At 51.1% G+C, this 25,431-nt stretch carries 26 protein-coding genes; 3 read left to right on the plus strand and 23 right to left on the minus strand.

Annotated features, from left to right (window positions below; translation table 11 throughout):
- Positions 1-51: 51 nt before the first annotated feature.
- Entirely contained in the window at positions 52-1,281 is a 1,230-nt protein-coding gene (locus KQ296_RS11755; RefSeq protein WP_011933124.1) for an ABC transporter permease, read from the minus strand.
- A 14-nt stretch (positions 1,282-1,295) separates the two neighbouring features.
- The gene (gene pyk / locus KQ296_RS11760) at positions 1,296-3,080 is read right to left on the minus strand and encodes a pyruvate kinase (RefSeq protein WP_011933125.1); all 1,785 of its coding nucleotides are present in this window, start codon (positions 3,078-3,080) and stop codon (positions 1,296-1,298) included.
- 56 nt (positions 3,081-3,136) lie between these two features.
- Here pyk and KQ296_RS11765 point away from each other — a divergent pair, with 56 nt between their 5' ends.
- On the plus strand, positions 3,137-3,466 hold the full coding sequence (locus KQ296_RS11765) for a nucleoside triphosphate pyrophosphohydrolase family protein (protein ID WP_011933126.1): 330 nt from the start codon (positions 3,137-3,139) through the stop codon (positions 3,464-3,466).
- A 3-nt stretch (positions 3,467-3,469) separates the two neighbouring features.
- Here the strand turns inward: KQ296_RS11765 and KQ296_RS11770 are convergent, their stop codons facing one another.
- The 3 genes from KQ296_RS11770 to ilvA are packed head-to-tail and all read right to left on the minus strand — an operon-like array spanning position 3,470 to position 5,929.
- A complete protein-coding gene (locus tag KQ296_RS11770; RefSeq protein ID WP_011933127.1) occupies positions 3,470-3,772 on the minus strand; it encodes a YggT family protein in 303 nt (100 codons plus the stop codon).
- A 24-nt stretch (positions 3,773-3,796) separates the two neighbouring features.
- Positions 3,797-4,342, minus strand: coding sequence for an SMC-Scp complex subunit ScpB (gene scpB / locus KQ296_RS11775; protein ID WP_011933128.1), 546 nt, complete (start codon positions 4,340-4,342; stop codon positions 3,797-3,799).
- 54 nt (positions 4,343-4,396) lie between these two features.
- Positions 4,397-5,929 carry a threonine ammonia-lyase, biosynthetic gene (ilvA, locus tag KQ296_RS11780; RefSeq protein ID WP_011933129.1) on the minus strand — a complete coding sequence of 511 codons (1,533 nt, stop codon included), beginning with the start codon at positions 5,927-5,929 and terminating at the stop codon, positions 4,397-4,399.
- Positions 5,930-6,006: 77 nt separating this feature from the next.
- On the opposite strand from ilvA, the gene dxs reads away from it, so the two are divergent.
- A complete protein-coding gene (gene dxs / locus KQ296_RS11785; protein WP_011933130.1) occupies positions 6,007-7,950 on the plus strand; it encodes a 1-deoxy-D-xylulose-5-phosphate synthase in 1,944 nt (647 codons plus the stop codon).
- A 51-nt stretch (positions 7,951-8,001) separates the two neighbouring features.
- Here dxs and psaK read toward each other — a convergent pair whose 3' ends face one another.
- The 3 genes from psaK to KQ296_RS11800 form a co-directional block, all read right to left on the minus strand.
- Complete coding sequence (psaK, locus tag KQ296_RS11790) at positions 8,002-8,259, minus strand: photosystem I reaction center subunit PsaK (protein WP_011933131.1); 258 nt, start codon at positions 8,257-8,259, stop codon at positions 8,002-8,004.
- Between the two features lie 67 nt (positions 8,260-8,326).
- Positions 8,327-8,617 carry a DUF3593 domain-containing protein gene (locus KQ296_RS11795; RefSeq protein ID WP_011933132.1) on the minus strand — a complete coding sequence of 97 codons (291 nt, stop codon included), beginning with the start codon at positions 8,615-8,617 and terminating at the stop codon, positions 8,327-8,329.
- Positions 8,617-8,940, minus strand: coding sequence for a DUF2499 domain-containing protein (locus tag KQ296_RS11800; RefSeq protein ID WP_011933133.1), 324 nt, complete (start codon positions 8,938-8,940; stop codon positions 8,617-8,619). Before KQ296_RS11800 ends, KQ296_RS11795 begins: the two co-directional genes overlap by 1 nt.
- Before the next feature lie 46 nt (positions 8,941-8,986).
- On the opposite strand from KQ296_RS11800, the gene csaB reads away from it, so the two are divergent.
- Entirely contained in the window at positions 8,987-10,093 is a 1,107-nt protein-coding gene (gene csaB, locus KQ296_RS11805) for a polysaccharide pyruvyl transferase CsaB (protein ID WP_011933134.1), read from the plus strand.
- A gap of 28 nt (positions 10,094-10,121) precedes the next feature.
- Here the strand turns inward: csaB and KQ296_RS11810 are convergent, their stop codons facing one another.
- The 15 genes from KQ296_RS11810 to KQ296_RS11880 all read right to left on the minus strand — a co-directional run bounded on the left by KQ296_RS11810 (position 10,122) and on the right by KQ296_RS11880 (position 25,390).
- Positions 10,122-11,141 carry a PstS family phosphate ABC transporter substrate-binding protein gene (locus tag KQ296_RS11810; RefSeq protein WP_011933135.1) on the minus strand — a complete coding sequence of 340 codons (1,020 nt, stop codon included), beginning with the start codon at positions 11,139-11,141 and terminating at the stop codon, positions 10,122-10,124.
- Between the two features lie 59 nt (positions 11,142-11,200).
- A complete protein-coding gene (corA, locus tag KQ296_RS11815; protein ID WP_011933136.1) occupies positions 11,201-12,355 on the minus strand; it encodes a magnesium/cobalt transporter CorA in 1,155 nt (384 codons plus the stop codon).
- A gap of 77 nt (positions 12,356-12,432) precedes the next feature.
- A complete protein-coding gene (locus tag KQ296_RS11820; protein ID WP_011933137.1) occupies positions 12,433-14,304 on the minus strand; it encodes an NAD-binding protein in 1,872 nt (623 codons plus the stop codon).
- A gap of 23 nt (positions 14,305-14,327) precedes the next feature.
- Entirely contained in the window at positions 14,328-15,299 is a 972-nt protein-coding gene (locus tag KQ296_RS11825) for an ABC transporter ATP-binding protein (RefSeq protein ID WP_011933138.1), read from the minus strand.
- The gene (locus KQ296_RS11830; RefSeq protein ID WP_011933139.1) at positions 15,296-16,111 is read right to left on the minus strand and encodes a carbohydrate ABC transporter permease; all 816 of its coding nucleotides are present in this window, start codon (positions 16,109-16,111) and stop codon (positions 15,296-15,298) included. The genes KQ296_RS11825 and KQ296_RS11830 overlap by 4 nt, the downstream gene beginning before the upstream one ends.
- The gene (locus KQ296_RS11835; RefSeq protein WP_259726505.1) at positions 16,108-16,980 is read right to left on the minus strand and encodes a carbohydrate ABC transporter permease; all 873 of its coding nucleotides are present in this window, start codon (positions 16,978-16,980) and stop codon (positions 16,108-16,110) included. Before KQ296_RS11835 ends, KQ296_RS11830 begins: the two co-directional genes overlap by 4 nt.
- Complete coding sequence (locus tag KQ296_RS11840; RefSeq protein ID WP_011933141.1) at positions 16,977-18,257, minus strand: ABC transporter substrate-binding protein; 1,281 nt, start codon at positions 18,255-18,257, stop codon at positions 16,977-16,979. Before KQ296_RS11840 ends, KQ296_RS11835 begins: the two co-directional genes overlap by 4 nt.
- Positions 18,258-18,262: 5 nt before the next feature.
- Positions 18,263-19,753, minus strand: a complete 1,491-nt coding sequence (ggpS, locus tag KQ296_RS11845; protein WP_011933142.1) for a glucosylglycerol-phosphate synthase — start codon at positions 19,751-19,753, stop codon at positions 18,263-18,265.
- A 61-nt stretch (positions 19,754-19,814) separates the two neighbouring features.
- Entirely contained in the window at positions 19,815-20,366 is a 552-nt protein-coding gene (locus tag KQ296_RS11850) for a peroxiredoxin (protein WP_011933143.1), read from the minus strand.
- Between the two features lie 16 nt (positions 20,367-20,382).
- Complete coding sequence (gene rpmB, locus KQ296_RS11855; protein ID WP_006041373.1) at positions 20,383-20,619, minus strand: 50S ribosomal protein L28; 237 nt, start codon at positions 20,617-20,619, stop codon at positions 20,383-20,385.
- 57 nt (positions 20,620-20,676) lie between these two features.
- A complete protein-coding gene (gene htpG, locus KQ296_RS11860; protein ID WP_011933144.1) occupies positions 20,677-22,578 on the minus strand; it encodes a molecular chaperone HtpG in 1,902 nt (633 codons plus the stop codon).
- A 110-nt stretch (positions 22,579-22,688) separates the two neighbouring features.
- Positions 22,689-22,913: a ferredoxin family protein gene (locus KQ296_RS11865; RefSeq protein ID WP_011933145.1), complete on the minus strand. Its 225-nt coding sequence runs from the start codon at positions 22,911-22,913 to the stop codon at positions 22,689-22,691.
- Positions 22,914-22,937: 24 nt separating this feature from the next.
- Positions 22,938-24,116 carry an ATP phosphoribosyltransferase regulatory subunit gene (locus KQ296_RS11870; RefSeq protein WP_011933146.1) on the minus strand — a complete coding sequence of 393 codons (1,179 nt, stop codon included), beginning with the start codon at positions 24,114-24,116 and terminating at the stop codon, positions 22,938-22,940.
- 21 nt (positions 24,117-24,137) lie between these two features.
- Positions 24,138-25,022, minus strand: coding sequence for an inositol monophosphatase family protein (locus KQ296_RS11875; RefSeq protein WP_011933147.1), 885 nt, complete (start codon positions 25,020-25,022; stop codon positions 24,138-24,140).
- Positions 25,022-25,390 (minus strand): 2Fe-2S iron-sulfur cluster-binding protein, encoded by a 369-nt coding sequence (locus tag KQ296_RS11880; RefSeq protein WP_041428490.1) that lies wholly within the window; start codon positions 25,388-25,390, stop codon positions 25,022-25,024. Before KQ296_RS11880 ends, KQ296_RS11875 begins: the two co-directional genes overlap by 1 nt.
- Positions 25,391-25,431: the final 41 nt, after the last annotated feature.

Here is a 25,431-nt window from a genome sequence, read left to right on the forward strand (position 1 = left end):
GATTGGGTGATCGTAAGAGCTGTAGGTGTTGAACTGCAGACGCAGAGCGTTTTAAAGACTGCGCAATGCCGTGATCGGATCAAGTTGAGCTGCTCGTCGAGCCGGGACAACTCCGAAAAACAGGCCAATGGAGCCTGATAAGCCCACGGTGACCAGAACTGTGGAGACTCCAATCGCTGCTGGCAGGGGAGTGAACGCGGAGACCAAGGCGATGGCTCCGTAACCAGCTGCGGTGCCGATCACTCCGCCAAGGCTGGCCAGAACGAGGGACTCAACAAGAAACTGACGCAGAACATCGGAACTTCTTGCGCCAAGGGCCTTGCGCAGACCGATTTCCTCGGTGCGCTCGCTGACCGACACCAACATGATGTTCATGATCCCGATACCACCCACCAGCAGCGAAACGCCTCCGATCGCTCCCAACATCAGTGTGAGTCCACCGGTGATTGTGCCAACGATGGTGAGGGCGTCCTGCTGGGAACGCACTGCGAAATCGTCGTTGCGCAGGATCTTGTGCCGTTGCCGAAGAAGATTGGAGATTTGAAATTTCGCAGCCCCGGTGCTTTGTTCCGAGAGCGCTTCAGCACTGATGAAACTCAGACTGACGCCATAGGTGGGATCGCGTCCCGTGAGTCGGCTCACCATGGTGGTGAGTGGGATGTAAGCATTTTCATCCTGGTTGGAGCCGAACACGGCTCCCTTGGGCGCCATCACACCGATGACCGTGAAACTTTGATCACGGATCCGCAGGTTTTGGCCAATGGCACTACCGCTGGGGAACAGTTTGTCTCGCAAATCAGGGCCAATCACCACAACAGTGCGCGCGGCTTTGACATCTTGTTCGGTGATGAACCGCCCCCTGGAGATCTCGAAACTTCTCACAGGGAGAAATTCAGGTGTGATTCCAAAGATCGCTGCGGTGCTGCTTCTTGCGCCCGACTGCACAACCTCATTGGCATTGATCTGTGGTGCCACCCGCTTCACGCTCGGCACCTGCTCCGCAATTGCTTCAGCGTCTTCCAAAACGAGTGTCTTTGGAAACGCCACGCCTTGCCTGCGGGTGTCGTTGCTTCCGGGCACCACGAACAGCACATTGGCGCCGAGGGTGCTGAGTTGACTTTCCGCGAGATTTTGTGCGCCCCGGCCCACGCCAACAAGGGTGATCACGGAGGCATTGCCGATCACGATCCCCAGCATGGTGAGAAGGCTTCTCAGTCGATTGGCTCTCAGTGTGGTGAGAGCCATGCCGACGGTTTCGGCGATGGGCAGGTTGCTCGCCATGGGTTCGGTCGTGCTTAGAGCATCGTGTCGAGTTTCATCAGCGTGTTGCTGCCGGTGCCACGGTGAACTGCGCCTTCCTTGATGTGGAGGGTGACCACCTCACCTTCCCGTAAATCCCTGGTGGCATTGGCGACACCGGTGATCACTGACAAACCGAGCCGGCGGGCAATGACTGCTGCATGCGAATCATCGCCACCGCATTCGGTGATGATTGCTGCAGCTTCACGGAAGGCGTCAAGGTAGTCAGCGTTGGTGTCGCTGGCTACAAGGATTTCGCCGGGTTCCAGACGAGCACAGTCACTGGCGTTGAGGGCGATGCGCACCTTTCCACTGATCGAACCGTTGCCGATTCCAGTTCCCCGTCCCAGCACAGCGCTCACAATGCCCACTTTGATCAGATCGGTGGAGCCGCTCACCCCTGCGAGGGTTCCTGCCGTCTGAACGCAGAGATCACCATCTTTGAGAACGCCCATCTCCTGGGCGACTCCCATCGCAAGGGTGAAGGTGGCTGTTGTGCTCTTCTGCGTTTCAATCAGCAAGGGGGTGACTCCCCACACCAGCTGCAGTTTGCGTGCCACCGAAACTTCTGAAGTGATCGCCAGAATCGGCGTGGAGGGCCTGAACTTGCTCACGTTGTGGGCTGTGGCACCACTCTTGGTGAGGGGAAGAATGGCTGCTGCGTTGAGTTGTCGAGCAATACTGCTCACCGCTCCACTGATGGCGTTGGGGATGGTGCTGGGCAGGTGGGTGTCAATGGGACGCTGGGGGTAGTCCCGTTCAATCCGCCGCGCAATCGTGGCCATGGTTTCGACCGCTTCAACGGGGAAATCTCCAACGGCGGTTTCATTGGAAAGCATGACCGCGTCGGTTCCATCCAGGATTGCGTTGGCCACGTCACTCACCTCTGCTCGGGTGGGTCTGGGGCTTGAAGCCATTGAGTCGAGCATCTGGGTTGCCGTGATGATCGGGATGCCCAGGCTGTTGGCTTTGTGAATGAGATCCTTCTGCAGCAGGGGAACTTCTTCAGCAGGCATTTCAACGCCGAGATCTCCGCGGGCCACCATGACCCCGTCGCAGAGCGGCAAGATCGCGTCGATCTGGTCGATCGCTTCAAATTTCTCGATCTTCGCCACCACAGGAGTGGTGAAGCCATGTTTGCGAATGAGTTCCCGGATCTCCTGCATGTCCGAGGGATTGCGCACGAAACTGAGGGCGACCCAGTCGACACCCTGCTGAAGTCCGAAGGCGAGATCCTGGCGGTCTTTCTGGGTTAGTGCACGCACAGAAAGTTGCACATCAGGGAAATTCACCCCTTTGTTATTGGAGAGAACACCGCCAACGGTGACGACGCAATGAAGGGTCTGATCCGCCAGATCGACCCTGTCCACACGCATTTCGACGCGGCCATCGTCGAGAAGTATGCGACTGCCTGCGGTGACCTCATCAGCAAGCTTGTCGTAGGTGACCGTGGCAACCGTTTGGTTGCAGCGCACCTGTTTTGAGGTGAGCGAGAAGTGATCACCTTTGCCAACGGTGATCGGACCTTCCTCAAAACGGCCGAGCCTGATCTTGGGTCCCTGAAGGTCCTGGAGGATGCCGATATGAACGCCCAGCTCATGCGCCACCTGGCGGATTGTCGCCATCCGAGCGGCATGCTCGCTGTGATCCCCGTGGGAAAAATTCAAACGGAAGGTGGTGGCACCGGCCTGAATCAGCTCACGGATTCGCTCAGGACTCTCGGTGGCTGGGCCGATCGTTGCAACGATCTTGGTTCTACGGTTCAGATCGAGCACCGCCATGTTTGCCGCCATCAACCTGCGGAATCTACCGTCAAGCCCGTTGGCGCCTCTCCACCGTGCAGCTCAATGATTACCAGCGGGACTCCAGAACAACGGCCCGCTACCCCGATCTTGGAAGCAATCTGATTTATCCAACGCTGGGACTTGCCGGAGAAGCTGGAGAGGTGGCTGAGAAGGTGAAGAAACTGATCCGGGATCGGAACGGGGTGGTTGATGAACGCTTCAAGCAAGACCTTGCTCTCGAACTGGGCGACGTTCTCTGGTACGTCGCCCAGCTCTCCGCTGAACTGGGACTGACCCTCGACGACGTGGGCAGGATGAACCTCGAAAAGCTCAAGAGCCGTTCGACACGAGGCACGTTGCACGGCGAAGGCGACCATCGCTGAAGGTCAGCCGAAGCTGCCAAAACCACCTGCGAAGGAAAAGCTCGCGGAGATCAGCAGGCGCTGCATGAGGCTGAGAGCGAAGAACGCAAGAATCGCTGAGAGGTCGAGCCCACCGAGTGGGGGAATCAGGCCTCGAAACGCGTTGAGGTAAGGATCAGTGATGGAACTCACGGTGCTCAGCACCGGGTTGCTCCAATCGATGTTGGGGAACCAGCTCAGCAGCACGCGCACAATCAAAACGAGCGAATAGATCTGCAGGGTCTGCGCCAGCACTTGGAGCGTGGTGGAGACCAACTCGAAAGCCATGGAAGCGGGATGACTGAACGAACTCTATGCAGCCTGGGGCGGTTCGGTGCCACCGATTTCAGGGAGCACGGAAAAGGTTCGATGAAACTTTTCTGTCAACGTGATCCAGTACGAGCGACCATCACTCTGGCGCTTGCGTTCAATGAAATTTTGACTGATCAGTTCTTTGATGTGGTCGTAGGCCCCAGAGCCGCGCAAATCCACCAGATCCGACTGCAGGATGCGCTTTTTCAAGGCGATCGTGGCCAACGTTCTCAGGGCCGCTGTTGAGAGATCGACGGGAAGGAGATCCCTCACCAGATCTCCCAACCCTGGTCGGAGCTGGAGACCGTAACGGCCGTTGGCGTGGTTGATTTCCAGGGCCGTGTCTCGCTGGGCGTACCCGGCAATCAACACCAATAAACCCTGTTCCGCTTCGGACGCTGAGACGCCAGAGAGTGCGGCCAGCTCCTCGAGCGAGAGGGGACGACCCTTTAAGTAGAGAATCGCCTCCAAACGCGCTGGTAGGGATAGGGCCGGCTCCAGGGGATGCTCACGTGTCCTCACCGCGGCCAACGTGTCGTCACTCAAATCCCCACCTCTCAACCCGACAGTTCAAGGTAACGTCCCCACCCCAAAGGGCCATCAGGCCCCCAGAAAGAGGCGATAAGCCGGATTCGACGTTTCCTCCCAGCTCGCATAGCCAAGTTCTCTGAGCACCACCTGCCAGTCCTGGAGCTCATCGGGTTTCACCAGGACCCCCACCACAATGCGACCCACGTCCGCCCCATGGTTTCGGTAGTGAAAAATGCTGATGGACCAGTCCGCATGCAAGGCGCTGACAAAGCGCATGAGCGCTCCCGGGCGTTCTGGGAACTCGAAGCGATAGAGCAATTCCTGGGGTTGCTGGTTGGCTGGATCAACGCGCATGGGCAGCCGCCCTCCCACCATGTGGCGAAGGTGAACTTTCGCCAGTTCGTCATCACTGAGATCGAGGCACTCATAGCCATGACTGCGCAGGTAAGCGAGCAGATCCGAGCGGTCCTGGAGGTCAGCCACCTGGATGCCCATAAAGATCTGGGCGGTCTCGCCGGCACCCATGCGGTAGCTGAATTCAGTGAGGCTTCGTTTGTGAAGTAGTTCGCAGAGTCGTCTCAGGCTTCCCGGTTGTTCGGGAATCTCCACAGCCAGCATGGCTTCCCGCTCCTCGCCCAATTCAGCCCGTTCGGCAACGAAGCGCAACCGGTCAAAATTCATGTTGGCTCCGCAAGCGACAGCCACCAGGTGCTGGTCTTTCAGGCCGCGTCGAGCCACATCCGCTTTCAAACCTGCCACTGCCAAAGCCCCAGCCGGCTCGAGAATCGACCGGGTGTCTTCGAAGACATCCTTGATCGCTGCACAGATCTCGTCGGTGCTGACCGTGACGATGGAATCCACGTAACGCTGCACCAGGCGGAAGGTGTGCTCACCGACCTCGCGCACGGCCACACCATCAGCAAACAATCCGACTTGCGGAAGTCGAATGCGTTCACCGGCCTCCAGCGAGAGGGTCATGGCGGCAGCGTCGTGGGGTTCAACGCCAATGATTTGCACATCGGGCCACAGGGTTTTCACGTAGGCCGCAATGCCCCCGATCAGGCCACCTCCACCAATCGCGATGTAGATGGCATCGGGCGGACGGGGACTCTGACGCAGGATTTCCATGCCCACGGTTCCCTGACCGGCGATGACATCCGGGTCATCGAACGGGTGGATGAAGCAGAGATGTTCGTTCTCGCTGCGACGGCAGGCTTCGGCATAGGCCTCGTCGTAGGTCTCTCCGTGGAGAACAACTTCACCGCCAAGTTGCTTCACGGCCTCAACCTTCACGCTTGGTGTGGTGACCGGCATCACAATCACTGCCCGGCAGTGGAGATGGGACGCACTGAGTGCGACACCCTGCGCATGGTTCCCCGCACTGGAGGCGATCACACCCCGGCTCAGCTCCTCCTGGGACAGCTGGGCCATCCGGTTGTACGCCCCGCGAAGCTTGAACGAAAAAACGGGTTGCAGATCCTCCCGTTTGAGACGGACGGTGTTGGCGAGACGGCGACTGAGATTGCTCGCTACATCAAGGGGGGTTTCACGGGCGACGTCGTAGACCCGCGCACGAAGAATTCTTTGGAGATAGTCGTCCATGGTTCCAGTGTGACAACCGAGTGGCTGTCGCGGCCGGTAAGGAGGGCCCGTAGATTGCCTGAATCAGAAGCGGGCCCATGCACCTGAGCGACCTAGCCCATCCCAATGAGCTGCATGGACTCTCCGTGGCAGAGCTCCAAGACGTTGCCAAACAGATCCGAGAACGCCATCTCGAGGTTGTGTCCAACAGCGGAGGACACCTCGGCCCTGGCCTCGGCGTTGTCGAGTTGACCCTGGCGCTTTATCAAACCCTGGATCTCGACAAGGATCGTGTGGTTTGGGATGTGGGCCACCAGGCCTATCCCCATAAATTGATCACAGGCCGTTATGCAGATTTCGACTCACTCCGCCAGCAAGGGGGTGTGGCGGGATATCTCAAGCGCTGTGAGAGTGAGTTCGACCATTTCGGTGCAGGCCACGCCAGCACATCCATTTCCGCTGCACTCGGGATGGCGATGGCCCGTGACCGCCAAGGTTTGGACTACAAGTGCGTCGCTGTGATCGGTGATGGCGCTTTGACCGGTGGAATGGCCCTCGAGGCCATTAACCATGCCGGTCACATGCCCAACACCCCACTTCTGGTGGTGCTGAATGACAACGACATGTCGATATCTCCCCCTGTCGGGGCGTTGTCAAGCCATCTCAACCGGATGCGCCTCAGTCCGCCGATGCAGTTCCTCTCTGGAAGTGTTGAAGAAAGCATGCGCCATCTCCCTTTCATGGGCGGCGATTTGCCTCCAGAACTCAATCGGCTGAAGGAAAGCATGCGCCGACTCGCGGTGCCGAAGGTTGGTGCTGTGTTCGAAGAACTTGGTTTCACCTACATGGGGCCCATTGATGGCCATGACATGGGGGAAATGATCCGTACTTTCCAAGCAGCGCATCGCATCGGCGGACCTGCTCTCGTTCATGTGATCACCAAGAAAGGGAAGGGCTATCCCTACGCGGAAGCTGATCAGGTTGGTTATCACGCCCAGTCAGCCTTTGATCTGGGAACCGGCAAGGCCAGACCCAGCAAAACTCCCAAACCACCGAGCTACAGCAAAGTGTTTGGGCAAACACTGGTGAAAATCTGCGAGCAGAACTCCAAAGTGGTTGGCATCACTGCAGCGATGGCAACGGGCACTGGCTTGGACCTGCTCCAAAAAGCGCTTCCAGATCAATACGTCGACGTGGGAATTGCTGAACAGCACGCGGTCACCCTGGCCGCTGGCATGGCTTGCGATGGCTTGCGGCCGGTCGTGGCGATCTACAGCACCTTTCTGCAGAGAGCGTTTGATCAGATGATCCACGATGTGGGCATTCAGAATCTGCCTGTCACGTTCGTGCTTGATCGTGCAGGAATCGTCGGTGCCGACGGCCCCACGCATCAAGGTCAGTACGACATCAGCTATCTGCGGGCGATTCCGAATTTCACCGTGATGGCCCCGAAAGATGAGGCCGAATTGCAACGCATGCTGGTCAGCAGCCTCCAGCATTCCGGACCCTGTGCCATCAGGATTCCTCGGGGACCCGGTGAGGGTGTTCCGCTGATGGAGGAGGGCTGGGAACCCCTGCCGATCGGTCGTGGCGAAGTGCTTCGTGACGGTGACGATCTCCTGATCGTGGCCTACGGGGCCATGAATTCAAAAGCGCTTGCGACCGCAGACCTGCTTGCGTCCTGTGGTGTCCAGAGCACGGTTGTGAATGCCAGATTCCTCAGACCACTGGATGATGAGTTGTTGCATCCGCTCGCGCGTCGAATCGGCAAGGTTGTCACCATTGAGGAAGGGACCTTGGCGGGAGGGTTCGGGTCTGCGCTGACTGAGTCGCTGCTGGACGCAGACATCAAGCCTTCAATTTTGCGATTGGGTATCCCAGACGTTCTTGTGGATCACGCAACGCCCCAACAAAGCTTCGAGAAATTGGGACTGACCCCTGCTCAGATGGCAGAGTCAATTCAGGGCTTCCTTCAGCGTTCCAAGCTCACAACGGCCACTTCAGTGGTGCAGCAGCCGAGTGTGAGTGTGTTGGAGAGCTGAGGTGAGCTCAGGAGGGTCGATCCCCTGTCCTGAGCTCACCCTTTAGCTGCATCAAAAGACGCCGCGGGTTGAGAGTCCGAGAATGGCGCCCATGCCGAGCAGGTGACCGAAACTGGTGCAACCGAGCATGGCGCCGTGACTCATGCCACCGAAGAAGGATGCGCTGGGCATTTTTGCGCCTTCATTGGGGTACTTGATCGTGGCCTTGCCGATTGCAATGGCGATCACATTGCAGATGATCATCACCAGGGCAACCTTGGGCGTCCAAGACACGGATGCGGGGGTGATGGCCAGAAGGGACAGGAACATGCTGGTTGGAGGCGACGCTTTATCTTCAGCGTTCAAGGTGACTTCGCTCGTGTCTCGTAAGAGATATTCATCGCCCTGGTTCGTCGATGCGGAGGAGACCAGCAACGATCAGCGCGTTGCTGAGTGTGAGGAAAGCTTCAGCTCCGCCATGCAGTGGGTCGATGGCAACAAGTTCGGCATCGAAACGTACTTGAGCCACTACTGCAGCAACGATGGTGACGCCAACGAACAGGAGTGTGAGTTGAAAGCCCAATCGCGTGAGTCGGTTGAACCAACCGTTGGTGCCGAGCTTGAACAAGAAGAAGAGATAGGGGAACAGCGAAAGCGCAAAAAGGGGGGCCGGGTCAATGCTGCCCATCAGTGCTCCTTCATCGAGGATTCTGTGGAAACCGATGGTGTTCCCCGCCAGCTTGCTGCTACGAAGGCAAGACAACCATTCCCGATCAAGGTTGTGAAGGCTTGAAGCGTGACCAACCAGCGCAACGATTCCGCATTGTCGTAGAGGTGCCAGGTGCAGGCTGCCATTGCACTGATCAAGGCTGGGACCATGGCAAGGCTGAAGAGGCTCACACCGGCGAAGCGGAGACCCGGAGCACGGCGTTGAATCAGAACGATGGCTGCGAGCCACTCCACAACAGAGGCCCAGTGGATCCACCAGGTTCCCAGCGACAATTCATGCATGACAGGTGACCTCGTGACACCACCGTAACGGCGCTGCCATTCGATAATGGCTTACAGCGCATCGATCACTGTGGCGAACTCCAGCAACAGCGCTCGTTCCAGGATCCTGATTTGTGGATACTACGGAGAACACAACCTGGGAGATGACGCGTTACTCTCTGTTCTCTTGAATCAGCTGCAAGGTCGATGGACCCCAGTGATCACCGCCAGAGACCGGCGGGCTGTGCACTCAATGGCGCCAAGTGTTGAGACTGTTGACAGGCGATCCCTGATCGCGGTGCTGAAAGAGGTGAGACACGTTGATGCAGTGATTCTTGGTGGTGGAAGCCTGCTGCAAGATTCAACAAGTACGCGGAGTTTGATTTATTACGTCCTGCTCATGTGGCGAGCCAAGATTCTTCAGAAACCTGTTTTTTTATGGGCTCAAGGTTTAGGGCCTTTGAAACGACGAACCAGCAGGCTTCTCGTTGCACGAACGCTGAAAACGGTCACTTCAGCGTCTTGGAGAGATCCGGCTTCATTGCAACAAGCCGAGAACTGGTCGTTGGATATTCCAATGGCGATCGGTCCAGATCCCGTTTGGTCTCACACCGCACCGGATTGGAAATCTGGACATTCGTTGATTTTGTGTTGGAGACCAACACCACTGTTAAGCAACAAGGGCTGGGAGCAGCTGGTCAATGCTTTGGCTCAATTCAGTGAGAAGCACGATTTCAATGTTGTTTGGCTTGCTTTTCATGGTCAGCAAGATGCCGATTTGTTCACGCATCTTTGTGAAGAGGCACTCGTTCCCGAAGAACTAGAGAGGCGATCAACTGTTGTTTGCGCAAATTCAATTGCTCAAGTTCAGAAGCTCTTCAGTGAATCAACGATGGTGATTGCAATGAGGCTTCATGCCCTTATTTTAGCCGCTGTTGGTGGTGTGCCAACGAGTGCACTAAGTTATGACCCAAAAGTGAGTGCTGCAGCTGAGCTCGCAGGACTCACTTGCTGCGAGCTCAGTGATCAGCTTTCAGAACAATTGCTAATTGATCAATGGACTGGAGCGATGAAGAGTCCTTTACAGAAGCAACAAATCGACACTTTGGCGATTGATGCAACAATACACAGCAAGAATCTCAACCAACAACTTCAAACGTTGCTTGCTGATTGAATCTTAATTCATTGAGAGGCAAAGAAACTCAGCGAAATTGGGGTTTTTTGTGAACATCAAAACTCATTTGCAAGATCTGTCCAATCGTCATGCCAACGGGAATATTGCCGCCAAATGATGAGCCGAGAATATGACGGTAAAGCTTGGAATCAACAAGACGATAGGTTGCACTCTGCAAAGGGATATAATTTGACTGCTTGACAAGCTGTTCAACGTTACGCAGGTAAAACGTGATGAAGTTTCTGAGAGGGGTCTTCTTGCGTAAAGAAAGGTCGTTGATATAGAGGAAGAGAGGTCTAGAAAGTGGCTGATAGATTTCTTTTTGTACTGCAGTAACGGAGGGAAGGATGGCATTTCCCTTTGGGTTGACGATACGAATTGCTTTTAAGAGTGAACGATTATTTTGATAATAGGAAAAACCAAAATAACCAAGCGCATTCACATTCTTAGCAACACAATTTACAATGACGTTATCGTCTTCGCTAGACTTATAGTCTGTCCTTGAATTGGTTTTGGATTGATTGATGGCCTTATTGAATATATCAAATGTACCCGAATCCTTACCTGGACCGCACAACTTGATGGGTTGTTCGGGAAAATCAAGATTGACTTGATTCCAAGTCGACACTTTTCCCTGGGACGACTTTGACCACAAGCGTGAGAGTTCTGATGGCGTTAGGGTATTAAGCCAATTGTTGGACTGATTAGCAACAACAGTGATGGCATCAAAAGCTATGGGTAACTCAATAAAGTTGACCCCATTTTGTTTGCATTGCTTGATTTCCTGTGCACTGATCGGTCGCGAGGCATTCGTCAACGGGATTTTGTTGCTACAAAACTCCCTGAATCCTGCAGACGATCCAGTCGATCGGAGTGATATCTTGACGTTCTGACCCTGCCCCGTTTCGTTGAATTTTTTGATCGCCAGTGAAGTAACGGGATAAACCGTACTGGAACCCGCAATTGAAAGACTCGCTGCTGATGCAGTTGAGATAAAGGGTGCAATCAACGCGAGTGAAGCCAGGAAAAAAGAACGACTTAATCCCATTGCGCAAATATCATCAACTCCATTATGAACAGAAAAAACATGTTTGGGTTAACAAAACATTAGGAACTGAATTTCCGGCTTCGCCCGGAAAGATCCTGAAACCATCCACGCTTCCATAGAAAATAGGCCTGAAATAAAGCGATTAGAATCATCAATATTAAAGAATATAAGTAACCATACTTCCATTTTAATTCGGGCATATTTTCGAAGTTCATCCCATAAATGCCGGCGATAAACGTTAACGGTGCGAAGATAGTACTCACAATGGTGAGCGTTTTAATGATCTGGTTCATCACATTTCCAGTGCTGGCCATATACGCATCATTGATACTATTCAGTTGTGTACGTATGCTATCGCCTATTTCAAGCAATGTATTCACATGTTCAGCCATGTCATGGAGACCTTCGCGAGCAACTGGACCAAGAAGACGCTGACCTTGCCTGAGAAGGATGATGAGCTCATTGCGTAGAGGCCAAAGCTGTCGGCGAGCAACTCGGTGATTAAATCTCACTTGATAAGCTCGGTTGAGAATCGAAGGAGAAGGTTTTAATAAAGCAAGTTCCTCCAAATCATCGAGAAAAACACTCATCGATTCAAGCATTGGCAAATGGCTATCTAAAATATCGTCGACAACAAAATGAAATAGGTTATCCAAGTCGATCGCTTTGACATTATTGGATTTAGCATTCAACCAAGCTTCAAGGTCACCAAATGAACGTTGCGGATTCTCCTGAATTGTAATAAGCATGCGATTGGTAAGTACTAAATTATATTGTGCACTGATTAAGTGGGTTGGATCAGTAGCATGAGAAAACTCATGCAGTACTGCCAATACACTATTGTTCGTGGAATGAATTCTTGACTTCTGAGGAAAAGTTAGGAGAATTTCAATTACGCTTGGCTCCAATGACAGTAATGACAGGTATTGACGTAACTGATCTATATTGCCGAGGCCACGGAATTGCAACCACATCAACGATTGGGAATTTAAAATGGTCTGCAATTCATCACATGTTTGCACATGAGAAGTGCGCACTTCTTTCGCATCAAACTGAAGAATTTTGCAAGACAATGGCGCTCGACCACCATGCAAAAACAAGTGTGCCGGTAAATCGCCTGGACGATCGTGTAAGGGTAATGGCTCGGGAATACTGTCGGGGGCTAGGCGATCACCAGATTTAAATAGAGACTGATCGCTTGATGAATCGGACATGTTGAAAGATCATCAATTCCATTATGAGTGTTTTTTCTAATTACGATCAAGAGTACGGATTCGTTTAAGAATGAAATCTATTGCATACGGGAGACTTCAGCACGAATTGCATATTTTTTTAGCGATTCTTGCAATTGCATGGCAATTGAATAGTCAATGCAATCAATCGTATGCTTAGCACCATCCATTAAAGAAAGAAACTCACCTGGTGCTTTGCTAAGTAAACGAGCAAAGCATTGTTGAATCTCATAGGTATGAAATAATTGATTATGTATAGAAAATGAAATCGCCCAATTTGGGGGCATTAACTCATGACCGTCAATTCTTTGTATTCCCTCAAGGTCAGAAACAATGAACAGATCATCCCCAGGTTCAATGATTGTGAACCGTGATGGGAATATCTTCAAACTGCTGCGTGGTGACGAACGTCGGCCGATGACCGTGATTCCATAGCCTTCTTCGAGTCGTGATATGGATAAACCGTTAAGCGTATCGGTTTGCTCAATCGAATATTTAACAATCAGTAAATTTCGTCCATGAAAGCGAATGACTTGTTCAACGGATTCGCCAAAGGCAGTGGCGATAATCGCGTCAGCTGCAATATCAGTGGTTGAAATAAGAGAGATACCACCTAATAACTGACTCATCGAATCAGAGGAGGACAAATGCTTTGTAACGATCGAGAGATTTAACTTGGGATCAATTTTCTGGAGTTCTAAGGCCCAACGTAAATTACTGATTAAATCTTTGCAGAGCAAGGCTGCTCCAGTTAGTTTACCTTTTTTTGCCAACTTCATTGCCTTCGCCATTGATAAACCTGTTTCAGACTGAGAATCAACACGGAGAACTCCGAAACCCTGCGAACGTAATAATCTAGAGACAATTTGATTGAGTTCCATTCCATCGACTAAGAGCATGGAGTCAACACCTCGTTTGATGCGTTCATGTCTCCGCAATCCCAAACGTCGACTCAATATTTGGTCTAATATTAGGGCTACAAATAATGATGTTAAAACCGTACCAATAATGGCATAGATAAGGGTTATGAATAAGACAAATAAGGGGAATTGCATGACTGATTGCTTGCTTTCGTCAATCAAGACATTGACAGGATCAACAAATTCACCTTTTAGGAGTGCAACGGTCACGAAAACGCCTGTTTGCAGATTTATTTTGTCGAAACTGAATGTCAGTGTTCCCAATACAAGTAAGAAAATCAATAAGAGTACTAGATAGTCATAGATTTGCAAGTTTCGCAGACGGTTGCTGATGTTACTCTTTAGTTCTTCTAGTTTGTAAAGCAAGCGATTAATGATTGACTGTAATTCAATTTTTTGGTGAGACCGTTTGAATCGATAGGGGCGTAGGGATGACTCTGATAAGATGAATTTCTTATGCTTAGGTATTAATTCTTGCTGAAGTCGTAATTCTCGTTGATGAATTGAGGAGTAATCAAATAGATCTGGATCTGCCTTAGTGAACCGATAGCCATGGCCTTCCATCTGAAAACAGAGATCGTCGTCCGCATTTATAAGTGATTGTGTTGTTGCATTGGCTGTCAGCAATAATGGATCAACAATCACTAACTTAGGAATTCTGCTTTCAATTAATGAGTTGATATCGCCTTGCTGCTTAGACGACCGCACGACAATAACAGCGTTAGGATTTAATACACGAGCTTGCAAGGCTGCTTCAAGATTATTTGTTGAATTGGAACTCAGGAAAAGGATGCTTCGCGCACTGCCAACATCTGCCTGAGAAAGTATGGATGGTTCTCTCATATCACCCAGAACCATCGAATGGCACATCTTATTTTTAAGAGATTTTGATAGCCACTTGGGTTCATTTTCATTGATGCACTTAATGCTGATGTTTGTCGGCATCAAGCGCTCAATACATGTCTGCGCTAATGTTCCAACGCCACAGATCAGCACCAACGAGCGATTCATAAAATTCAGAATCTTCTAGAAATTTAGCTTGTACGCAATCCTGTCTTTGCATCGAACCTAAAAACTTTTGATTGTTGCCATGTCACAAAGAGTCGTTCTGGACACTGAAATGACGGCTCCGCGACCATCCTTAGGCCGCCTTCGGCGGATTCAAGATAAAGAAGTTGCGTGTTGCCGAGCCATTCTCGTGAGACAAGCCGACAAGGGAGTCCTGATTCACTGAATTTCAGGTCTTCGGGACGTATGGCTTGGATCTGATGATCACGAGGCTTCAGACAATTGATTTGAGGTCGACCTAAAAATTGGGCGACAAACAGTGAGTTCGGATTGTTATAGAGATGGATGGGTGTATCCAACTGGACGATTTCTCCGTTGTTAATAATTGCAATTTTATTTGCCATTGCCAATGCCTCATTTTGATCATGTGTGACATACACAGTTGGCTTTCCTTGATCCAAGATTAGGCGTCGTAATTCAGGTCGAATTTGCTCACGTAATTGTGCATCTAAATTACTCATTGGTTCATCAAGCAAATACACCATTGCATTTCTAAGTAGTGCACGGGCAAGTGCAACCCTCTGTCTTTGACCACCAGACAGAGCTGAGGGCCGGTGATTTGCACGATCTGCCAACTGGACAAGATCAAGAATGTGTTGAATTCTTCGCGATCTTTCCTCGATGCGCACACCACGAATTCGCAATCCGAGCTCGAGATTTTCGTAGACAGTTAAATGAGGAAGCAGAGCATAACTCTGAAAAACCATACCCACGGCCCGCTCTGAGGGAGGTAGGTGTGTGACATCACGATTGCCAAACTTGATAGTGCCCTGCTGGCAACGATCTAAGCCCGCAATCAAACGAAGCGTAGAGCTTTTCCCACAGCCACTGGGACCCACCAGAACAAGGCACTCATCCTGTTTGACAGAAAAACTCAAATCATGAACAATCCATTTTGCATTGATTTGCCGTCCAACAGATTGAAGTTCGAGGGTCATCCTTTTACTGCTCCACTGGTGAGTCCTGAAACAATCGGCTTTTGAAAAACGATCACTAAAAGTATGAGTGGGATCGCGCCAAGTACCGTTGCGGCAGCGTAGGCACCGTAGGGGACCGAATGAATTGATGAACCAGCAATACGCGCCATTGCAACTGGAAGGGTGAGCTTCGATGTTTCACTGATCCATGTTAGAGCAATCGGATATTCATTCCATGAGAACAAGAAAACGAGGATTGCTGTGCTAGCAATTGCTGGAGCTAGTAACGGGATATAGATCCAGCGAAAACGATTGATTAACGTCAGTCCTTCAACACGCGCTGCATCATCCAGCTCCGGCGGGATGGATGTGAATGCGCTGCCTAATAATAATATCGCAAGCGGTTGTGACAAGGCTGTGTACGGCAAAGCCAGAGCAAAAAGATTATTTCCTAAGGAGAGAGCTCTTGCAATTTCCAGTAAGGCGAGAAATAGCAATACATACGGAAAGAGTGCACAACCAACAAGTATTATGCGGATGAGATTTGACTTTGTTGTTGATAATTTGCTGAGCGAATATGCAGCTGGAAGTGCGATAATCAGCGTGAGTAGTGTGGCAAGGATGCCAACAAACAAGCTGTTAATCAGATACAGAAAAAATGGAGGATTGGCTGAGATCACACTGCGATAGTGTTCCAGCGTCCAACGGTTTGCCATTGTCTCAAATGGAGTGACTAAGGCTTGATCTGTTGAAAATGATGTATAAAGTTGCCAAAGGAGCGGTGCCAATGACCATGCAAGAAGGAGAATAATCGAAGCTGATTTAAGTTTCATTCTGTCACTGCCATTGATCCGCGTTGATTCAAGAGAATCATTAACCACCAGCCAAAAGCCACGATTGTGCTCAACAGAACAAAGCTGGCAATCATGATGGTAGCGCTATATCCAAAGTCGAGGAATCGCAGAGCATTCCAATAGGCATAGAGCGCAAGGCTTTCAGTGCTGCTGGCTGGTCCTCCTCCTGTCATCACTTGTACGAGGTCAAACACACCAAAAGCCTGTGCCAGCCTGAATGTCATCGCGAGCCCCAGATAGGGTTTCAATAATGGCAATGTAATCTTGCGAAAGCAAGTGAACGATGAAGCTCCTTCGAGAGTACAAGCTTCATAAAGATCGTTTGGAATGCTTTGTAGTCCTGCAAGCAAAATCAGAGCAACGAATGGCGTTGTTTTCCAAACATCGGCGTACACTAATGCAATCCATGCAAAGGATGGATCCCCCAGTATGTTCAGCGATATTCCTGATAGAGATGTGAATTGATCGATAGGTCCGTATGGCGTATTGAAGATCCATCGCCAACCAAGTGCCATTACGGTTGTTGGTAATGCCCATGGGATTAATGCTGCCGAGCGAATCAGTCCCCTTTTTCTCATTGGTTGGTGAAGAAGTAGTGCAATCGCTAGGCCCAGGAGAAGCTCGAAGCCAACGGACGCAAATGCAAAGCGGAGTGTTTGTATGAGGTCTTGCCAATAGCGTTGATCATGCATGAGTCGCAACCAATTGGCTCCATCATTTGCGATTGGCTGGAGCCCCGTTAACACTGAATCCGCATGAAAACTCAGCCATGCGTATCGGAGTAAGGGCAGTCCAAAGACACTTGCTAATAAAAGAAATGCAGGAATCAGTAGATAGACAACAGTCATTTCATCAGTCCTCCTGCCGCAAGCATGATTTGTTCTGAGGTACTTGTTGCATTCTTCATCGATATTTTTGCAGTCAATTCCTGTGTAAGAGATTCACTAAGGTTGCGCTGAAGGACGTCACTAAGTTGGGCATAGACTGGCGTCTCAGGTCGCATTCTGCCAACCTTAAGAGCCTTATAGAGTTCAATAATGTAGGGATATTTTTCGAGCATTATTGGATCTTCGTAGATAGATTTTAGCGTTGGTGTATATCCATACTCTTCAAACATTTTCAATTGCGACTCTTTCGACGTTAAAAATTTGAAAGCCTCGATCACTGCTTCTTTGTGTTTAGATCCTTTGAGCAAACTAAAACCCCAACTCCCGACTGTTGATGCGGGTGAAGCTCCTGGAGCTGCGACCATTGTCGATATTCCAACCTTTCCTCGTACGCGACTGTCTTCTTTTTGAAGTTCGGCCCATGCATAGGGCCAGTTGCGCATGAATGCACTATCACCGGACTTGAAGCTCTGCAAGGTTTCAGATTCAGCATAGTTGGTTACTGCTTCTGGGCTGATGCCCTCTTGAATCAAATCAGTAAGCCATTGTGCTGCATTCACCCCTGGTTTTTGATCCAAACCAAAAGTTCCACGATCTGGATTAAACCAATTACCGCCAAAACCATCAATCATTTCGAGATAGACACAACTTAATCCTTCATATTGGCGTCCCTGCCATACGTATCCCCAGGGTACTTTTTTGTTGTTTTGAAGATTGCGACTCACAGCCACCAACTCATCTGGTGTTGATGGTGGTTTCTCCATGAGATCTGTTCGCCAGAACAACAGGCCAATATCAGCGACCAAAGGCCATCGGTATAAAACACCTTGATAGTTATTCCCTAGCTGGGCACCATTGGTTAAATCGTTGATGTCTGATTCGTCAAATCCGTTGTCCAGTGCTTCAAGCCACCCTGCTCGCGCATACTTCGGTAGCCACGTGATATCCATCAACAGGGCGTCAAAGGGGGTGTCTCCTAACAACAAGCTACTGATTGCCAGATCGGATATTGCTTCTGTTTCAAGGGGACCACGAATGACGTCGAGGTGAATTGACTTCTCATACTTTTGATTAAAATCCTTCACCAGATCTCTTGTCGAGTCAGCAAAAGGAGCAGGCATCAAAATTGTGACGGGTTCAATTTCCTGAGCAGTCAATGTCGGAATCAAGACAAGGGAAAGAACGAGTGACAACCCGATTGTCAGCCCGACCGATAGTTTCTTGCGCCAACGAAACATCAGCTTCAATCCACGGTTTCTAGTGACTGCATTTGTTCATTAGCCCAGTCTGTAACCGTAAACTCGTCAACCGCATCAACCATTTTTTTCATTCTGGAGACTTGTTCTTCTTGCGGTAAAGCCAATGCAGTTTCAATTGCATCATCCATTTGTTTATGTGAGTATGGATTTGTTAAAAGAGCTCCATCAAGCACAACTGAAGCCCCTGTAAATTCTGACAAAACAAGAACCCCGTCTCTGCCTTTACGTGCAGCCACATATTCCTTGGCCACGAGATTGAGACCATCCCTTAAGGGTGTAATCCAGCAAATATCCGACTTTGAAAACCACGCAATCATTTCCTCATAGGGGATACGGTTGGTTGAAAAGCGAATTGGCACCCAATCAATCAAACTGAACCGTCCATTGATACGCCCTGCCGTTTCTTCAATCAGTCGTTGAGTTTCTTCATAGATTTTCATCCCTGAAGCAGCTGCAACGCAAGCCAACATCAAAACTACCTTTCCATGCAGATCCGGCCGCCTCTCCAGTAATCGCTCGAATGCGAGTAGAAGTTCTTCATTCCCCTTTGTGTAGTCGACGCGGCTTGCTGAGAGAATGAGCTTTCGCCCCTTTTTTGTGTCTTCATCAATTTTCTTGCTTAACTCAGCAACATCGTTGCGTACGGCGAGGGTCTGAATCACGTCTGGTGAGGTACCGACAGGTGAAGAGACGAGTTTAACTTTACGATTCTTGTATTTAAGCCATGGTGTTTCAGTTGGTTCAGTTAAAGCAGAACCAAATTTTAGGAATTTCGTTGCAACACTCTCTTTCGGCCCTTTTTCAACGCCAAGCAGACAGCTTGCAGCACGGGCAAAATTTTCTGTGTAGCGCGGTATGTGGAATCCAACCACATCGCAAGCTAATAAACTCTCGATGATTTGTTTTCTCCACGGCAGTATGGCAAAGACGTCATTGCCTGGAAATGGCGTGTGATGAAAAAATGCTATTTTTAAATCAGGACGTTTCTCACGGATAAAACCTGAAACGAGCCATAAGTTGTAGTCGTGAATCCAAACTGTGGCACCTTCTGCTGCTTCAGCGCAGGCAGCATTAGCAAATCGTTGATTAACCTCTTCAAATATTTGCCAATTTGCATTGTTTACATCAAAATATGTTGGAAATGTATGAAGAATTGGCCAAAATGATTCTTTTGATGTTACGTGGTAAAAACTTGAAATTTGTTCTTGCTCAAGCGGGATCCTCCTCAACGAAAAAGTTGCGGGATTGTTCATTACAATCCTTTCGTCGCGTTCGTTTTTTACATCATCAACTCGACGCCATGCAATCCATGTGCCATTCTCTCTACTGCGAAATAAGTTTCTTAGGGTTGGTATGATGCCATTGGGGCTTTTTTGGTCTCTCCAAATTCGATTTCCGAGTTCGTCGGTTGACTCATCAAATGGAGTTCGATGATAGAGAATGATAAAGTCACTTTTGCCTTCATTTATCAGCATTTCTCGAAAAAACAGTTAATCCACTTCCACCATTATGCAAAATCAGTGATTTGTCAATCGTTTATGAGGTTTGTAATCCCTTCAGTGCTTCCAAAACCTCCTGAGCGTGGCCTACGGGCCTCACACCTGTCCATCGCGCTTGAACGACACCAGAAGGATCGATCAAAAAAGTGTGTCGTAGTGAATATGGCGCCATCCAGGAGCCGTAGCTGCGACTGACGACGCCATCATGGTCGGAAAGAAGGGTGAAGCCGAGGTCTTCGCTGTTGCAGAACGATTCGTGGTCTTCCACAGAATCAGCACTGATGGCTGTGATTTCACAGTTCAGCTTTTGAAATTCAGTCAGAGTATCTTGAAAGCCATGGGCTTCGATTGTGCACCCTGAAGTGAAATCTCTGGGATAGAAGTAGAGAACCAGCCACCGTCCACTCCAATCAGAGAGCGTCCAACGATTTTTCTCTGGATCGTTGAGGTTGGTTCCCGCAAGCTCAAAATCTGGAGCTGATGAACCTATTTCCGGTGCTACACCTCCAAGCGCCCAGGTTTTGCCCGGACGCAATGTGATCGCAGCGGCTGCCACTAAACCTGATTGCAGCAGTTGGCGCCGGTTCATCAACACAGTGATTGGATCAAAGACGGGCTAAATCAATTCCCAGGGACTTGGCGTAAGCACCGAGACCCTTTTTCTGAATCGTTTTCAAAGCGCGGGTTGTGATCCGCAGGTTGACCCATCGCTTGCCTTCAGCCCACCACAGGCGGCGCTGTTGCAGGTTGGCCTGTTGCAGCTTCTTGGTACGAATGTGGGAATGGCTGACAGCCATGCCGTTATTGGCTTTCGTACCCGTGAGCTGACACACCCTCGACATGATCCCGATCCCTTGAAAACGTGGCACTTGCCAAGGGCCAATCTTAGCAAACGGGCCTCAACCCCTCTGTTGCAGCAGCCTGGACATCAAGCTTGTGGCTTTGGACTGAAATTGTCCGAGCTCTTCGGGCTCAAGCCCACCCACTGCTAAGCGCGCCAGATCGTAGAGATGGTGAGCAAGGTCGACCGCCAGTTGATGGCTGGGCGACGTTGCCCCATCCGCGATCACAACAGAACCCGATTCGAGCTTCAGCAGCTCTTCAACCAGTGGATGCTGTTGATTCACCAGCAGCACATGGTGTTCTGGGAGACCAGGCAGTCTCTGTTCCATCAGCGCACCAATATCGTTCATTCTGCGCATCTGTTCAGGCAGCAAGATCAAGGCTGCAGGCGCATCAGCCCCTCCCTTCAACGCTTGGACTTGCACGGTGACTTTGTCGTTGCTGAGCGACTCCTTCACCAGTGTCCTAAGGGATTCGCCCTTGGTTTCACCTTCACGGTCGCTTAATTCCGGCTGGTCGTCTTGAAGACTCCGATCCAGTTCAGAATCAACGCGCTGGAATGTGAGCTCATTTTCTTGCGATTCCAGCCAGGGAATGAATTGACTATCGAGGACTGTTTCGGCAAAAATGACCTCCGCACCTTGACTTTTCCACAATGATAGTGCCCCTGCTTGAGCGATTTCATCCGTACAGTACAAAACGCGATTTTGGTTTTCACTGGCTTGGCGATTTTTGTAATTGGTTATTGTTGTATACGATTTAGCGTTGGCAGTTAACACATCTGAATTGTCGTCTGTGGATGCTGTCGTTTGAAATAAAATCAAGTCTGATACTTGCTCTGCAAATTTTTCGTCTTCCATCGCACCGATCTTAACGAAAGGTGCCAATGAATCCCACGCTTCAGCGTATTGATCGGGACTTTCATCTTTCAGAACACGGAGCTTGTCGGCAACCTTCTTTGAGACGAACTGCCCGATCGATCGAACTCGACGATCGGTCTGCAGAGCACTTCGGCTTACGTTGAGAGGAATGTCAGGAGAGTCGAGGACGCCCCGCAGTGGCAAGAGATACCGAGGAACAACTTCCTTGATCGAGTCGCTGACAAACACCTGGTTGCAGTACAGCTTGATCTCTCCCTTTTCCCAGTCAGCTCGACCTGTTTGTTTGGGGAAAAACAGAATCCCTTGAAGGCTGTATGGGTAATCAGTGTTCAGATGGACCCAAAGGAGTGGGTCACCTTGGAATGGATAGAGATACCGGTAGAGGTCAATGTAGTCCTGATCGTCGAGCTCCCTTGCACTGCGTCGCCAGGGGGCGTTCATCTTGTTGATTGTTTCTCCCTCTAGTTGAACAGGTACTGCCATAAAGTCGCAGTAGGTGTTGATCAGCGTCTTGATTCGAGTTGGTTCCAGGTATTCGAGTTCTTCCTCAAGCAGGTGGAGAATAATATCTGTTCCCGCTTCAGTTCTTTGCCCCTCTGATAACGAGTAATTGGGAGATCCATCACAGCTCCAATGCACTGCAGAGCTGTCTGGTCGGGCAGAGAACGTGGATATTTCAACGCGTTCGGCCACCATAAAGCTGGAGTAAAAGCCCAGGCCAAAATGACCGATTATTGCTTCGCTGTTTTGCTTGTATTTTTCTAGGAAATCTTCTGCACTGGAAAATGCAACTTGATTGATGTATCGCTTCACTTCGTCGGCTGTCATGCCGATTCCGTTATCGCTGATTGTGAGCGTTTTTTTCTCTCGATCAATCCGAACTTGAATTTTACCGTCTTCGCCTTCCAGGCAATCGCCAGCCATCGAAGCCATGCGTCTCTTGCTGATGGCATCCACGCCATTGCTCACCAGCTCTCTTAGGAAAACCTCGTGCCCAGAATAAACAGCCTTTTTAATAATTGGAAAAATATTTTCAGTATGAATCTGAATTTGACCGTTCTCTTCTTGCACAGCCATTGCAACAATAAAATTCTATTTTACGTGCACACTGCTTCCCTCCCAATATCCCCTTGGGTGGGGGTTTCCGAACCCTCTTCTGTGATCGCGGATCGTGTTGATGCCGTTTGCTACTTGACTTTTTGAAGATCGCTTCGTTCTTCAGCTAAAATCGCTCCATCAACTGGACAAACTTGTAAACAGATACCGCAGTCAATGCAAGTGTCAAAGTCGATCCAATAAAAATCAGTCCCTTTTTTGTTTTTTCCTTTTCCTGGTTGAATGCACGCCACCGGGCAGGCGTCAACGCAATCTGCAACTCCTTCGCAGACATCAGTGACGATGGTATGTGCCATGAATTTTTAAGGGCGAATCCGATCTTAGTCGCCGACCCATTCCAATGAGTTGCAACCTGCTTCCCTCAAGCGTTCTTCCGCCTCGGCTTTGGTTTCACAGGGATGATGGTCAACCTGACAGCTCAGTCCCCTGCGGTGAAGACCGGCCTGTGCCTGCAGCGCCTGCTCCATGGACGAGTTTTGGGAGTAACACAGGAGAATTCGATCGGTTCGGCTGGTCGTCATCGCGAAGGCTCCTGGCAGATCCCTGAGGTCGTCCACACAAAAGCTGAATCCAAGGCCAGTGGCATCCTTGCCCCTGGCTCCCAGTCGCTGCACAACTGTGTCGTAGCGGCCACCACGAGCCACAACCACAGGCGACGACGTCCCTCGACAGACGAGTTGGAACACGATGCCGTCATACAAGGCATACATCGGTTGAAACGTTGGATCGAGCTGAAGGCTGATACCTGTCGTTTCGGCCAGTGGGCTGAGATGGTTGATCAGCCTTGTGAGTTGCTGAAGTACGGGTGCGTCTGGGAATGCGTCTTTGAGCTGGCTGATCACAGCATCCGGAGCCCCCCGACGATCCAGCCACTGCTGGAGGTGAGCATGTTGGGGTTGGGTGTTGATCAGTTCGCGTAGTGCGAGACGATCCAGTTGGGTCAGGCAGTTCCTGTAGGCCGGATGGTCTTGCTCGTCAACGTTTTTCAGAAGCAATTGCATCAAGCCTGTGTGGCCGATCAGCAGTTGCGGCGGCTCGCTCAGCGGGAGTGCCAGGGCTTTGAACGATGCCATCAACAGTGACAGCAGTTCCAGCTCTGCTTCCACCCCACGGGCTCCGAACAGCTCCACCCCGCAATGCAGTTTTTCCTCAATGCAGAGTCCGCCCTCGTCAGCCTGACGCCCCTCAAATACGGTGCCATGGCTCCAGAGTCTCAAGGGCCGTCGACGATTCTGGAATCGCGTGCAGGCCGCCCGAGCAATGGATGCTGTCATCTCAGGGCGCAAGCCCAAGGGTTCGTCCGCAACGAGTCGAACAATGTCGCGACTGTCGATGGCCCCCCCTGCTTTGAGCGTGTCCATGCGCTCAATCCTTGGTGGTGCGACTTCTTCATAGCCCCAGAGCCTGTAGACCGCTGCCAGTGCTTCCCTTAATTCATGGTTGCGTTGAACCTGCTGAGGGTTCAGATCCCTCACACCGGAGGCAGGCTGAAGGGCCATCACGATGAATCGTCGATCAGATCAGGATCCCACGTCTTGGTGCACTCCATAGCCCTCACCTGGCATGGGTGACACCTTGGCGAGCTCCTGTTTCAGCGGATGGTGGAGCGCCGTGCCTGTGGCCAAGATTCGTCCGGAATGGAGCTGGAAGCTTTCTCCGCGGTAATCGTTCACCACGCCGCCAGCCAGTTGCACCAGTGCCGCACCAGCGGCCAAGTCCCAGGGCGCCAAACCCCTCTCCCAGTAGCCATCCAGGCGACCCGCGGCCACAAAGGCCAGGTCGACGGCAGCGGCACCACCGCGGCGCACTCCCCTTGTGCGGTGCGTCATCCATGCAAATTCGGCATAGTTGTTGTCCAGCACTTCACGGCGGTCATAGGCAAACCCCGTCACCAGAAGACTCTCTTCAAGGCTTGAGCAGTCGGAGACGCTGATTTTCTGGTCGTTCAGAAACGATCCCTCTCCGGGGCAACACCAGTACATCTCATTGAGAAACGGGACGGAGATGGCTCCCAGTACTGGCTGATCACGCCAGACCAGGCCGATTGACGTGGCAAAGAGTGGGTAGCTGTGGGCAAAGTTGGTGGTTCCATCGAGTGGGTCGACGCACCAGCAGAGATCCGCCACATGGTCGCTGGCGCCAGACTCCTCCGCGAGAACAGCAATCTCAGGGGTTAAACGGGACAGTAGTCCCAGCACTTCAGCCTCAGCTGCGTGATCCGCTGCTGTAACCAGGTCACCTGACCTGCCTTTTTCTTGAATTGAGTTCAGCTTGCCGAAGTGCCTCATCAACGTGTCGCCGCCTCGCTTGGCTGCCTGGAGCGCAACGGCAGACAGTGATTTGAGCCGTTCTGCAGACAATCCAGCTTCTGCGGCCACGGCGTAGCAATCAAGACCTCTTGGCATTACTCCTCATCCAATGGCAGACCACGGGTCACAACCCCCTTGCCGAAGTGTCGGCCGAACTGAAGCTCGTAGACCTCATCCTCATCCTGGGTTTCCGCCTCCAATGGACCGATGGCGCGTGCCACACAGAGAAGGCCATACCCTTTGGCCCGCAGCTCCCGGGACAAGCCCATCGCTTCACGTTGGTCGAGCTCGCCGTCTAACACCCTGACCGCACAGGACGTACAGCACCCATTTCGACAGGAAAACGGCAGGGGATCTCCCTGGCGTTCAAAGCTCTGCAGGATGTACTCGCCTTCCTGCACGTCATGACTGATCACCCGTCCCTCTTGACGCCAGTGGATGGTGATGCGGTGACTCGGCATCAATGCGACTCCTCAGGGACTGCCCTGCTACATTCTCACTTGCC

Origin of the sequence: Synechococcus sp. CS-197 (assembly GCF_025128215.1) — a bacterium.
GTDB lineage: Bacteria > Cyanobacteriota > Cyanobacteriia > PCC-6307 > Cyanobiaceae > Synechococcus_C.

Bases quoted from the DNA above. Each gene is read 5' to 3' on its own strand.
- KQ296_RS11835 (WP_259726505.1), bottom strand. From the start codon at position 16,980: ATGACTGTTGTCTATCTACTGATTCCTGCATTTCTTTTATTAGCAAGT.
- htpG (WP_011933144.1), bottom strand. From the start codon at position 22,578: ATGGCTGTGCAAGAAGAGAACGGTCAAATTCAGATTCATACTGAAAAT.
- KQ296_RS11875 (WP_011933147.1), bottom strand. From the start codon at position 25,022: ATGCCAAGAGGTCTTGATTGCTACGCCGTGGCCGCAGAAGCTGGATTG.
- KQ296_RS11850 (WP_011933143.1), bottom strand. From the start codon at position 20,366: ATGAACCGGCGCCAACTGCTGCAATCAGGTTTAGTGGCAGCCGCTGCG.
- psaK (WP_011933131.1), bottom strand. From the start codon at position 8,259: ATGTTCCTGTCCCTTCTGGCCATCACCCCCGCATCCGTGTCTTGGACG.
- ggpS (WP_011933142.1), bottom strand. From the start codon at position 19,753: ATGCTGATAAATGAAGGCAAAAGTGACTTTATCATTCTCTATCATCGA.
- KQ296_RS11820 (WP_011933137.1), bottom strand. From the start codon at position 14,304: ATGAATCGCTCGTTGGTGCTGATCTGTGGCGTTGGAACATTAGCGCAG.
- csaB (WP_011933134.1), top strand. From the start codon at position 8,987: ATGGCTTACAGCGCATCGATCACTGTGGCGAACTCCAGCAACAGCGCT.
- KQ296_RS11755 (WP_011933124.1), bottom strand. From the start codon at position 1,281: ATGGCGAGCAACCTGCCCATCGCCGAAACCGTCGGCATGGCTCTCACC.
- ilvA (WP_011933129.1), bottom strand. From the start codon at position 5,929: ATGGACGACTATCTCCAAAGAATTCTTCGTGCGCGGGTCTACGACGTC.
- rpmB (WP_006041373.1), bottom strand. From the start codon at position 20,619: ATGTCGAGGGTGTGTCAGCTCACGGGTACGAAAGCCAATAACGGCATG.
- KQ296_RS11795 (WP_011933132.1), bottom strand. From the start codon at position 8,617: ATGGGCAGCATTGACCCGGCCCCCCTTTTTGCGCTTTCGCTGTTCCCC.
- pyk (WP_011933125.1), bottom strand. From the start codon at position 3,080: ATGGCGGTGCTCGATCTGAACCGTAGAACCAAGATCGTTGCAACGATC.
- KQ296_RS11770 (WP_011933127.1), bottom strand. From the start codon at position 3,772: ATGGCTTTCGAGTTGGTCTCCACCACGCTCCAAGTGCTGGCGCAGACC.
- KQ296_RS11800 (WP_011933133.1), bottom strand. From the start codon at position 8,940: ATGCATGAATTGTCGCTGGGAACCTGGTGGATCCACTGGGCCTCTGTT.
- KQ296_RS11840 (WP_011933141.1), bottom strand. From the start codon at position 18,257: ATGTTTCGTTGGCGCAAGAAACTATCGGTCGGGCTGACAATCGGGTTG.
- KQ296_RS11870 (WP_011933146.1), bottom strand. From the start codon at position 24,116: ATGGCCCTTCAGCCTGCCTCCGGTGTGAGGGATCTGAACCCTCAGCAG.
- KQ296_RS11865 (WP_011933145.1), bottom strand. From the start codon at position 22,913: ATGGCACATACCATCGTCACTGATGTCTGCGAAGGAGTTGCAGATTGC.
- corA (WP_011933136.1), bottom strand. From the start codon at position 12,355: ATGTCCGATTCATCAAGCGATCAGTCTCTATTTAAATCTGGTGATCGC.
- KQ296_RS11810 (WP_011933135.1), bottom strand. From the start codon at position 11,141: ATGGGATTAAGTCGTTCTTTTTTCCTGGCTTCACTCGCGTTGATTGCA.
- dxs (WP_011933130.1), top strand. From the start codon at position 6,007: ATGCACCTGAGCGACCTAGCCCATCCCAATGAGCTGCATGGACTCTCC.
- KQ296_RS11830 (WP_011933139.1), bottom strand. From the start codon at position 16,111: ATGAAACTTAAATCAGCTTCGATTATTCTCCTTCTTGCATGGTCATTG.
- KQ296_RS11825 (WP_011933138.1), bottom strand. From the start codon at position 15,299: ATGACCCTCGAACTTCAATCTGTTGGACGGCAAATCAATGCAAAATGG.